Source organism: Cytobacillus sp. Hz8, from assembly GCF_042263505.1.
Classification (GTDB): domain Bacteria; phylum Bacillota; class Bacilli; order Bacillales; family Cytobacillaceae; genus Bacillus_BE.
Genome location: NZ_JBHKFI010000036.1, coordinates 1 through 11,434 on the forward strand (window position 1 = coordinate 1; position 11,434 = coordinate 11,434).

An 11,434-nucleotide genomic window follows, 5' to 3' on the forward strand; every position below is an offset into this window, starting at 1 on the left:
GTTGGTACTGTTCGATAATCTTGTTAGCTAATTCTACGGAGTTTGGATCTCTTTTCAATTTTCCCATTGAAAACACTCCTTTAGCTTTATACTTATTATTCTATCAAACAAAAAAACTGTGTGAGTATGGAATCGTACGCATTCCTTACTTACACAGTTAATATTACACTCCCATCGAATCATTCTATAATATTAGGTAGTTTTTAAATAATGCTTTTTGATACAGCTATGATAAAAAAATATGTGGTTTGACATGGAGTCTCTTCAAGATTAATTTTCGAAATAGTTGGTAAACTCTTCTTGAAATAGGCATTTCTTTGAGATTTTCATGTCTGCCGCTCTTCATATACACTTTTTGATTTCCCCTCAAATGTTTATGCTATAACATTAATTTTTTGTGTCCTATCTATTTTCTTCATTCACTTTAACCATTTTCATTATGAATTAATTTAAAATAATTAATAATTACATTAAAAGTTCTATCTTTATCTAAGACTTAAGTCCCTATCGATATTTAGGTAATTGGGATAGAATGGAGTAGTTGGAAAAAATATGGGTAATAATAGGAAGCCGGAATTTGAAACGAGAGGAGTTTCGAAATGTCAGGAGTTGTAGAAATACAAAATGTGACGAAGATTATTAAAGGGAGAAAGATTATTGACTCCCTTAGCTTTGATGTACATAAGGGAGAGGTGTTTGGATTTTTAGGGCCAAATGGAGCGGGGAAAACAACTACTATCCGAATGATCGTTGGCTTAATTGGCATTACCTCTGGAGACATTAAAATCGCAGGAAGCAGCATTAAATCGCATTTTGAAAAGGCTGTTAGTCATGTCGGGGCAATTGTGGAAAACCCGGAAATGTATAAATTTTTAAGTGGATATCAAAATCTCATCCATTTTGCGCGAATGTCCAAGGGTGTACATAAGGAAAAAATTGATGAAGTGGTGGAACTCGTCGGATTAACAAACCGCATCCATGATAAAGTAAAGACCTATTCTCTTGGGATGCGCCAGCGGCTTGGCCTTGCGCAGGCTCTCCTTCATGATCCTGATGTTTTAATTCTGGATGAGCCGACGAATGGTCTTGATCCTGCTGGAATAAGGGAAATTCGTGATCACTTAAGAATGCTTGCTAAGGAAAAAAATATGGCGGTGATTGTATCAAGTCATTTACTTTCTGAGATGGAAATGATGTGTGACCGCATTGGAATTATTCAAAATGGAAAGTTAATAGACGTGCAATTAGTGAATGAATTTGTTCAAGGAGAAAATAAGACATTTGAATTAGAGGTTACTCCGGTACAAAAAGCCGTTTCGCTTATAAGCGAAAGTAATCCAAATATCAAAGTGGAATTAACTGAGAATGGAATCATCGCCCCTTTAAAGAAAGAGGACATTCCAACATTAGTTAAAAAATTTGTCGAAAGTGATATTCAAATTTATGGCATTAAAGAAGTGACGAAAACATTGGAAGACCGTTTCTTAGAAGTAACGGAGAGTAAGGAGGCAGTCACGAATGCTTAATTTAATTCGAAATGAATTATTGAAAATATTTAAACGACCAGGGACCTATGTCATGATTGGTCTGCTTATTTTTATTATTGTAGTAATGGGTGGAATTATAAAATATCAGGATAGTAAATCTACGGCACCAGACAATCAGAACTGGAAGCAGGGGCTACAAACGGACATCAATGAATCCAAAAAGCAATTGCAACAAATGGGGGATAAGATTCCTGACAGTCAAAAGGTATATTTCGAAAGAGATATCGCTATCAAAGAGTACCAAATTAAACATAATATCTCCCCAAATCAGGACTATGATGGCTGGGAATTTGTTAATTCAGCTTCGAATATCATTCAATTTGCAGGATTATTTACGATTATCGTAGCAGCTGGGATTGTGGCATCTGAATTTAATTGGGGAACGATAAAACTATTATTAATTCGGCCGATTGCTAGAAGCAGACTGCTTGTAGCGAAATACTTGACGGTTTTAATCTTTGCTTTGCTGATGCTGGTTATCTTATTTGCTTTTTCCTCCATATTAGGGTTTATCTTATTCGGAACACCAGAGACAGCTATTCCTTACCTCAAATATTATGATGGAAAAGTTACAGAACAATCGATGTTCTTCCACCTTATCAATTATTACGGATTACAATCGATTACGATGCTTATACTTGCAACGATGGCCTTTATGATCTCAGCAGTATTTAGAAACAGTTCACTTGCCATCGGGCTATCGATTTTCTTAATGTTTACAGGCGGACAAATAACTAGTTTATTGGCAGCTAAATTCGAATGGGCAAAATACATTCTTTTTGCCAATACGGATTTAATGCAATATTTTGATGGAATGCCAATGGTGGAAGGGATGACCTTAGGTTTCTCCATCATCATGCTTATCGTCTATTTTGTTATCTTCCAGCTGCTTGCACATTATGTTTTTAATAAAAGGGATGTTGCGGCTTAAAGTTGCTGGTTATAAAAAAGGAAGAACGAAGGCTACCCATGTCTTTTCGTTCTTCCTTTTTCCATTCTATTGTTCAATTAATTTATCAAAATGAATTCTTTTGTTCAATGCATACATCACGGGGACACCAACAATCATGACCACAAATTCACCAATGGCAGTAGTTAACCATGTGAATAAGAATGGTAATTTATAAGCTAGATGGAGCTCGATGGTGATGAGAAACATACTGATGGTGAAGACTACCGTATTAAAGAACATCCGTGTCATCACCCCTTTAATGAAACGGGCAGAGATAATGGTTATGAGTAGTGAAATAAGGGTTTGACCAACGCCAAACACTAAATCATAAGCAACCATTGGCGAAAAAAATAGATTGGTCAGAAAAACACCTAGAACCATGCCGTAAATATAATTCTTGTTAAAAACAACAAGATGATTAAACATTTCAGATATCCGGAATTGAATTTGGGTAAATCCAAATGGCTGAATGAGCATGGAGACAACGATATATAACGCTGCGAGAATCCCGTTTGTAACAAGCGTTTTAACTTTCATTTTTATTCTCTCCTTAGTTTTTTTGCGTGGGATGGTTACGAACCACGTTCGAGCTGGACTCGAAAGTACAATTATAGTATATTTTGCTGACTCTGTCACTAGAATGAAGTGGTCAGAAAACATATAAAAAGAGAAGCCTCAGGTGCAGACTTCTCTTTTGTTGATTTTTAAGTTTAAAGCATTAATTGATAATAGGCCACATCATGCCATTGGTTAAATTTATAGCCAACCTCTTTAATAGTTCCTACATAGGAAAATCCAAGCTTTTCGTGAATTTTCACACTGGCCTCATTGCCGCTAGTTATTAAACTGATGATCGTGTGATGTCCAAGCTCTTTGGCCTTTGTGATGATTTCTTTCATTAAAACAGTTCCGAGTCCTTTTCCCTTGTGTTTATTGGATAAATAAACGGAAAGCTCCAATGTTTTTGCATATGCCGATTTTTGATTATATGGCGATAAGCAACAGTATCCAGCTATTTCTTGATTAATTTCAGCTACAATAAGTGGATGCATGCCGCCGTGTTCCTCAAACCAAACCTTTCGTTGCTCTAGCGTTTGTTCTTCTAAATCAAAAGTGGCTGTAAGATGGATGATGGCATCATTATAGATTTCTAACATTCCCGGCAAGTCCTCGATTGTCGCTTCGCGAATAGTAACCATTTAAATCCCCCGTTTTATTTTTCTGCATAAATGATAGAATGCTTGTTAGATATGTTTCATTTATGAAAAAAAGTATATGATTGATATAGACTTTAACCCCAATAATAAAAATAATCAATAAAAAATTAAAAGGTGAAGATTATGTATCTAACAATGAAAGAAACAGCAGAATATTTAAGTATAACAGAAACCCAAGTGGAAAAATTAATTAGGGAAAAGAAAATTCGTGCCGTTTTTGACGGTGAAAATTATTTAATCTATAAAGAACAATTTAATACACATATGAAACAGCTTGAAAAATATCGAGCATTAGTAGAAGAAATAATGAATGAACCGATACCGGAAGATCGGGATATTAAAGATGAAGATTAAATTCTTGAATTTCAAGGGAATGATAGAATTAATCTGAACTAAAATGGTATATTTTGGTCTGGCGAGGCGAACCCTAAGATGGAAATTTCCATTGTTTCGAATAGGAGGGTTTGCCTTGTTTTACGGATTGGAGTTTGAGCACCCTAACATTTTGAGTATTGCAGATATGGGGGCAATCATTTTTTATTTTATTGTCTACTCGTTCTTAGGATGGATGCTTGAAAATAGCTTTAGTCTTTTGACGAAACACACTTTTTTTAAGCCAGGATTTTTTGTTGGTCCATTTAAGCCCATGTATGGAATTGCGCCTGTTCTCTTAATTTGCTTAGTTCATGCAGATACAAATTGGATGATCTTGCTTATCCTATGCTTCGTTATTCCTTCATTTGTGGAGTATATGAGCGGGTATTTATTAAAGAAATTTTTTCGCAGGCGATGGTGGGATTACACAGATATCCCTTTGCAGCTGCATGGACATATTTGCTTGATTTTTTCGTTTTGCTGGCTATTCTTGTCCCTTGTTTGTTTAAAGTTCCTACATCCAATCATTTTTACTCTTTATAGAGGAGTCGAGTCTTCCTGGCTTTGGTTATGTCCAGTGGTTCTTTGCTATCTTCTCATAGAAATGTATTTTGCGATACGAAGACACTCGCAAATAAATCCTGCATCCATGAAAACAACGGATACGATTCAATAGGAAGCTATGAATCGTATCCGCTGTTTGATTTTTCCGCTATTTTCGCAAAGATTGTTGTTTTTTCGAACAGATTTTAAACTTTCGTGATTAGGATTCTGATTCGGACCCGATTTTTTTAGTATTTATTAAGGCTGTCCAAAAGAGCACGAGATTTGGACACAAAAGCTCAAAAACGTACCAGAGCTGTCCGAAAGAGTCTGGGATTCGGACACAAAATCTCAAGAATTCATCCAAGCAGTCCGAATGGGTCCGAAGATACAAATGCCTTGAATTCAACCAGAGCGATCCCAAAAATTCTACAACAATTTTAAACCAAGAGCACAAAGTTTACGAAAGGAGACTATTTTTTTGCAGGATGGGTATTCATGAACGATCATCTTTCACTTTCGATATTATGAACCTGTCTTGGCACCCGGATTCCAATCCCCATCCCAATAACGGTTCCGACGATGGCCGGCAATACCCATTCAAGACCATACTGTGCAAGAGGAAGGACCTCTCTCATCGTTTGCAAAGGTCCTAAGTCCAAACCAAAGGCACTTAATCCCCCAAGACAAGCGAAAACTCCTGTGAAAAGAACCGCACTGCTGTACACAGCTCTTGTATTTTTAAAAAAGCGATTAAAGAAGGTTAAGGTAATTAACACAATGGTGATTGGATAGGCTGTTACTAAAAATGGAACAGAGAACTTAAGAATTTGATTTAACCCTAAATTAGAAAGGGTGAAACCAACAAGTGTGACAACAAGCACAACCCATTTATAACTGAATTTAGGGAGCAACTTTGAAAAATACTGACCACAAGCTGTCGTTAATCCCACAACTGTTGTGAAACATGCAAGCGTAAAAATCAATCCTAATAATGCTTTCCCTCCAGAACCAAGTAATACGGTAGAGGCTGCAGTCAAAATCTCCGTTCCATTTTCAAAATCTCCATTCCCAGCCATTTTTGCTCCAACCATTCCAAGGCTTACATAGACTAGGGCCAGCAAGGTTCCAGCAATCAATCCTGCTTTTAGTGTATAGGCTGTTAATTGTTTTCTGTTCTTTACCCCTTTTTGTCGGATTGCAGAAAGAATGACGATGCCAAAGGCTAAAGATGCAAGGGCATCCATCGTATTATAGCCCTCAATAAAGCCTTTTGAGAATGCGCCAGACTCATAAGCAACTGAAGGAGCTTGGAAAGAACCATCTAACTTCACGAATCCAACGACACAAAGAATGACCATGGAAATAAGTAAAACAGGTGTGATAAATCGACCTAAGTATTTTTCCATATTCGTAGGGTTTAAGCTAATGATATAGACAAGTGCAAAGAAAACAAGAGAATATAAGAATAAGATGAGTGAAGAATGTCCACTGTTTATAAAGGGTTTTAACCCCATTTCGAACGCTACATTCGCATTTCTGGGAATTGCAAGAAAAGGTCCAATGCTCAAATAGACCACTACCATGAAAATCGTACTAAAAACAGGATGAACACGATCTCCAATAGTTTGTACGCCGCCCTTTACGAGTGAAATGGCTAGAAGGACAACAAATGGCAGGCCAACTCCTGTTAAAACAAATCCGAAAATGGCTACCCAGAAGGAGGTACCTGATTGAACTCCTAAGAACGGAGGGAAAATTAAATTTCCTGCCCCAAAATACATAGAAAAAAGCATAAGTCCGATAAATAAAGTGTCACGTTTTTTCATTTGAAATCTCTCCTCTGTATTCAAAATCGGTAAGTGACAGCTCACCTTGAAAAATAAAAAAACCCGTCCCTCTAAATAAAGGGACGAGTTTGTACTCGCGTTACCACCCTAATTCCACAAAAAATAAACTTTGTGGCACTCTAGTCAACGTACTGTCATACGTGTTCCTTTGTAACGGAGGACAACCCGTCAAAGCCTACTCGATTTCAGCTTTGCATCTCAGAGATGATCTTCAGATAGAACCCATTCATCGACTCCCACCAATTGTCGACTCTCTTTTAGAACAGGATTTCCATCTTACTCTTCTCGTCATTGATTTTTATTAATGAAGTTAATGTATCATAGCCAAAATATTATGTCAATATATTTCGATACTTAAAATAATTCTAATAATTGTTGATATTAAAGAGAAATACCGCCTTTTATCAAAGATTATTTAAACCAATTTTGAATGGGGCCAATAAGTTTCAGATATTCTGGTATATCATTTTCCCAATGCTCAAACCAATCACTGTAACAGTTGCCATCTTAAATACGATTTGGATCTGGAATGACTATTTATTGCCATCCTTGGTCATTAACCAGGAAGGTATGCAAACCATTCCGCTAAGAATGTTCTTCTTCTTTGGAGAATATACAAAACAATGGCATTTAGCTCATGCTGACTTAACGATTGCAATTATTCCAGTTATTATTGGCTATTTCTTTGCACAAAAACAAATTATTAATGGAGTTTCAGAAGGAGCGGTTAAGTAACTTTTCAGGTGCATTGCTTAACAAAAAAATTCATTTTTAAAACCGTTTTCTCTCAGGAAATAGTATTCTATAATAAGAGTAGTTAAAATTGCAGGAGATTTGGACCAGTCTTCCTGAAACGAAATGATGTTGCTAATGGCAAAATGAATGAAGCGCGAGGAATCGATTCACCATTAAAAACATAACCAAATTTGGAGGTAATCTTGGTGATTACGATTAAAGATGTTGCAAAGGCAGCCAATGTGGCACCTTCTACTGTATCGAGGGTGATTGCCGACAATCCGAGAATCAGTGAAAAAACAAAGAGAAAGGTTAGAGAGGTGATGGAGCAACTCGGCTATTACCCTAATTTGCAAGCAAGGAGTTTAGCCCAGAAAAGCACGCAAACGATTGGTGTTGTCTTTCCTAACTCTGGTATGAATTCATTTCAGAACCCTTTCTTTCCTATTGTTTTGCAGGGAATTAGTACCGTGGCACACTCAAAAAAATATGGGATGTACTTTTCTACAGGTGCCACGGAAGATGAGATCTATGAAGAAGTTTATTCCATGGTTCAAGGAAAAAGAGTGGATGGCATCGTTCTTCTTTCATCGAGAGTGAATGACAAAACAATGCTCTTTTTAGAAGAAAATGATTTTCCTTTCACCGTAGTTGGAAGACCTTATAAAAACGAAAGTCAGATTACCTATGTCGATAACGATAACATTTTCATCACGAGACAGGTGACAGAATATTTGATTGAATTGGGGCATCGAAATATTGCCTTTATTGGTGGAGATAAGCATTTTGTTGTTACTTGTGATCGCCTAAATGGGTACAAATTGGCTTTAGCAGAAGCAGGTATCCCATTTAGAGAAGAATACGTGGTACACAATATTAAATCCACTGAAAATGGGAGAGAAGTGATTAAATCATTAATTACCATGGAATCTCCACCAACTGCCTTGGTTACATTAGATGATTCCATGGCCTATACTCTTATCAGTCATTTGGATAAATTAAATGTAAGAGTTCCTGAAGATATCTCTATTGTAAGTTTCAATAATTATATGTTGTCTGAGCATCTTAAACCGCCTTTAACATCAGTGGATATCAGCATTTTTCAATTAGGCTTTGAAGCGACCAACTGTTTGCTTGAAAAAATTAATAATCCGAATGTACTCCCAAAAAGAATTACCATTCCAACAAAACTAATCATTCGTAAGTCCTGTGCCCCTAAGCACTAAAAAAGGCTGCTGTATCTCTCGCTAAGATTCAGTAGCCTTTTATTCGTTAGAAAAAAATATATATTTATGGTATCATTGAAGAACTCAAATGCATCTATTTTTCCTCAATCTACCCTCGTAGACATTTCTTTAAAAATCCATTTAGTTGTATTTCCATTTGAAAGGAGCAAGAAATTTGTTGGAGCAAGCAAGGCAATTGTTACAATCGTATTTTGGATATTCAGATTTTCGCATGGGACAAGAACGAGCGATTCATTCCGTGTTAGAAAGAAGAAACACTTTATGTGTTATGCCCACTGGTGGAGGAAAATCCATTTGCTACCAGGTACCAGCTCTTCTTTTACCAGGTACAACAATTGTTATTTCACCACTTATTTCCCTAATGAAGGATCAAGTCGATACCTTGCTCCAATTAGGCATCTCAGCGACATTTATTAATAGTTCTATTAGTAGTTCGGAAGCCTATAAACGTCTAAATGGAGCAAAAGATGGAAGGTATAAGCTCTTATATATTGCACCTGAAAGACTGGAAGTGCAAGAGTTCATAGAGGAGCTTCATCACATGGATATTCCACTTGTTGCCGTTGATGAAGCCCATTGTATTTCTCAGTGGGGGCATGATTTTCGTCCAAGCTATCGCCGCATCCTTCAAATGGTGCAAGGACTACCGAATGAGCCGGTTGTTCTTGCGTTAACGGCAACGGCGACACCAATTGTTCGAAAAGATATATGTCAATCCTTAATGATTGATGTAAATAATGAAATTATCACAGGCTTTGCTCGCAGCAATCTCTCTTTTTCAGTTATTAAAGGTCAGGATCGCTATGCCTTTTTAAAGGAATATATAAAAAAGAACGCAAATGAGGCCGGAATTATCTATGCTGCAACGCGGAAAACAGTTGACCAGCTTTATGCGAAATTGGCTGGCGAAAATATCCCAGTTGCTCGCTACCATGCAGGGATGCATGATCAGGAGCGAATTGATGAACAGGAGCAATTTCTTCAGGATAAAAAAACCGTGATGATTGCGACATCCGCCTTTGGGATGGGAATTGATAAATCTAATATTCGATACGTGCTTCATTATCAGCTTCCAAAGAATATGGAGAGCTATTATCAAGAAGCAGGACGTGCTGGAAGAGATGGCCTTGAAAGTGAATGTATTGTTTTGTTCTCACAGCAGGATGTGCAAATCCAGAGATTTCTAATCGAACAATCAATTGATCCAGGGCGAATTCAATCAGAATTGGAAAAGCTTCGAAGCATGGTGGATTATTGCCATACAGAGGAATGCCTCCAAGACTATATTCTTCACTATTTTGGTGAACAAGAAGGAAGACCATGTGGAAAATGCGGAAATTGTACGGACACAAGAAATAGTGTGGATATGACCAAGGAAACACAGATGGTATTATCCTGTATGATACGAATGGGTCAAAGATTTGGGAAAAACTTAATTGCCCAGGTCTTAACGGGATCCAGGAACAAAAAAGTGATTGAGTTTGGTTTCCATCGACTACCTACATATGGGCTCCTACAAAATCGAAGTAGCAAAGAAATTAGCGATTTTATCGAGTTTTTGATTACTCAGGAAATAATCGGAATCGCCCAAGGATCCTTTCCAACTCTCTTTGTGACGGCAAAAGGAAAGAATGTCCTTCTCGGAAAAGAAAATGTAATGAGAAAAGAAGCTGTCCAAGTGAAAGTCATTTCCAATGAAGATCCATTGTTTGAAGAGCTAAGAAGTATGAGGAGAAGTTTAGCAGAACGGGAGGGAGTCCCACCTTTTGTTATTTTCTCTGATACTTCTCTAAAGGATATGTGTGTGAAATTGCCTTTGACGAAGAATGAGTTTTTACAAGTAAGTGGGGTTGGAGAGCATAAACTGAAGAAATACGGAGAAGAATTTCTGTCTATCATTGTGGATTTTTGCGAGTCTCATCCTGATAGAAAACCCGAGGAAGAATCCATTATGGTTGTTGAAACCGCAAGGCCGGCTAAAAAGGTTATGAAGGATTCTCATCTAATCACTTTTGAAATGTACCAAGAGCACCAATCGGTAAAAGAGATTGCTAAAAAAAGAAATCTTTCCACCAACACAATCGAAAATCATCTCATTCTTTGCTCTGAACAAGGATCAGAAATCAATTTGATGGCTGAAATCTCCGAAGACTATTTATCATTATTGCAAGCTGCTGTTGAGAAAGTGGGAGTAGAAAAATTAAAACCAATCAAAGAACAATTACCGAATGAAGTAACTTACTTCATGATAAAAATTTATTTATCAAGTTTGAAGAAAGATAAGGTACATTGATTGTCTAGTTGGAAAGGAGAGGGAGGCAGGGTATGTTCTCCCTTTTATCATAATTAGATAGCGAATTAACAATAATTTCTCCATATTATCGGGGAAAAGACTAATGTGTGGGGAAATCTGATTTATTCGCGATAATGGAGAGTTTATTCTCGAGTTTCCAATTTTACTCGCGAATTACAAAATTTATTCGCGAAAACCAGGAATTTATTCGCAACTCAAAAATTTATTCGCGAATTTATGGATTTGCTCGCGAAAAATGATATTTGCTCGCGAAATTTTCCGGTTATTCGCGAAAAATGAAATTTACTCGCAAAAATTTGTAATTACTCATGAAGAATAAAATTTACTGATGGAAATCATTAAGGTGTTCGCGAAAAAATCAGACTCACGGCAGAAACATTGAAAAATTGCGAACTCCCAAAACCCCGGAACCCTCTACTTAAGTTCCAACATATTTATCAACCCTCATACTAAACCGCATAAGAACACCAGCAATACAAGATTGCTTCCGACGAAGTGTTCAATCACAAATACAAAAAAGCAGCTCCAAATGAAGTGACCCCTAAAAGTTAGACACGGTTATTTCATTAGGCTGCTTGCTCAAAATGAGTTCGGTATTGCACCGGGCTCATTTTTAATTTTGCCTTCATCCGTTTCGTATTATAATATTCCATA

General features: G+C 36.9%; 10 protein-coding genes, 1 pseudogene, 1 riboswitch and 1 other annotated feature. Of the genes and pseudogenes, 7 read left to right on the top strand and 4 right to left on the bottom strand.

The features are described from left to right. Positions 1-599 precede the first annotated feature (599 nt). Both ACE38V_RS22985 and ACE38V_RS22990 read left to right on the top strand, forming a co-directional pair. Positions 600-1,526 (top strand): ABC transporter ATP-binding protein, encoded by a 927-nt coding sequence (locus tag ACE38V_RS22985; protein WP_375845063.1) that lies wholly within the window; start codon positions 600-602, stop codon positions 1,524-1,526. After that, positions 1,519-2,478, top strand: coding sequence for an ABC transporter permease (locus tag ACE38V_RS22990; protein WP_375845065.1), 960 nt, complete (start codon positions 1,519-1,521; stop codon positions 2,476-2,478). Before ACE38V_RS22985 ends, ACE38V_RS22990 begins: the two co-directional genes overlap by 8 nt. A 66-nt stretch (positions 2,479-2,544) precedes the next feature. On the opposite strand, the gene ACE38V_RS22995 is transcribed toward ACE38V_RS22990, so the two are convergent. After that, positions 2,545-3,036 (bottom strand): QueT transporter family protein, encoded by a 492-nt coding sequence (locus tag ACE38V_RS22995; protein WP_375845067.1) that lies wholly within the window; start codon positions 3,034-3,036, stop codon positions 2,545-2,547. 7 nt (positions 3,037-3,043) lie between these two features. Then, positions 3,044-3,088: riboswitch (PreQ1 riboswitch) on the bottom strand. 121 nt (positions 3,089-3,209) lie between these two features. Next, positions 3,210-3,698: a GNAT family N-acetyltransferase gene (locus ACE38V_RS23000; protein ID WP_375845069.1), complete on the bottom strand. Its 489-nt coding sequence runs from the start codon at positions 3,696-3,698 to the stop codon at positions 3,210-3,212. Between the two features lie 141 nt (positions 3,699-3,839). Between ACE38V_RS23000 and ACE38V_RS23005 the strand changes: the two genes are divergently transcribed. Both ACE38V_RS23005 and ACE38V_RS23010 read left to right on the top strand, forming a co-directional pair. Then, on the top strand, positions 3,840-4,070 hold the full coding sequence (locus ACE38V_RS23005; protein ID WP_375845071.1) for an excisionase family DNA-binding protein: 231 nt from the start codon (positions 3,840-3,842) through the stop codon (positions 4,068-4,070). A 115-nt stretch (positions 4,071-4,185) separates the two neighbouring features. Then, a complete protein-coding gene (locus tag ACE38V_RS23010; RefSeq protein ID WP_375845073.1) occupies positions 4,186-4,767 on the top strand; it encodes a putative ABC transporter permease in 582 nt (193 codons plus the stop codon). Positions 4,768-5,140: 373 nt separating this feature from the next. Here the strand turns inward: ACE38V_RS23010 and brnQ are convergent, their stop codons facing one another. Then, positions 5,141-6,463 carry a branched-chain amino acid transport system II carrier protein gene (gene brnQ / locus ACE38V_RS23015; protein ID WP_375845075.1) on the bottom strand — a complete coding sequence of 441 codons (1,323 nt, stop codon included), beginning with the start codon at positions 6,461-6,463 and terminating at the stop codon, positions 5,141-5,143. A gap of 76 nt (positions 6,464-6,539) precedes the next feature. After that, positions 6,540-6,785 (bottom strand) — a binding site (T-box leader). 122 nt (positions 6,786-6,907) lie between these two features. Here brnQ and ACE38V_RS23020 point away from each other — a divergent pair. The 3 genes and pseudogenes from ACE38V_RS23020 to recQ form a co-directional block, all read left to right on the top strand. After that, positions 6,908-7,219 (top strand): annotated as a pseudogene (locus ACE38V_RS23020) (carbohydrate ABC transporter permease); the annotation flags it as partial. A gap of 203 nt (positions 7,220-7,422) precedes the next feature. After that, positions 7,423-8,445, top strand: a complete 1,023-nt coding sequence (locus tag ACE38V_RS23025; RefSeq protein WP_375845077.1) for a LacI family DNA-binding transcriptional regulator — start codon at positions 7,423-7,425, stop codon at positions 8,443-8,445. Between the two features lie 175 nt (positions 8,446-8,620). Continuing rightward, entirely contained in the window at positions 8,621-10,759 is a 2,139-nt protein-coding gene (recQ, locus tag ACE38V_RS23030; protein ID WP_375845079.1) for a DNA helicase RecQ, read from the top strand. Positions 10,760-11,346: 587 nt separating this feature from the next. On the opposite strand, the gene ACE38V_RS23035 is transcribed toward recQ, so the two are convergent. Beyond that, positions 11,347-11,434, bottom strand: an 88-nt coding sequence (locus ACE38V_RS23035; protein ID WP_375845081.1) for an IS3 family transposase, incomplete at its 5' end; no start/stop codon positions are given.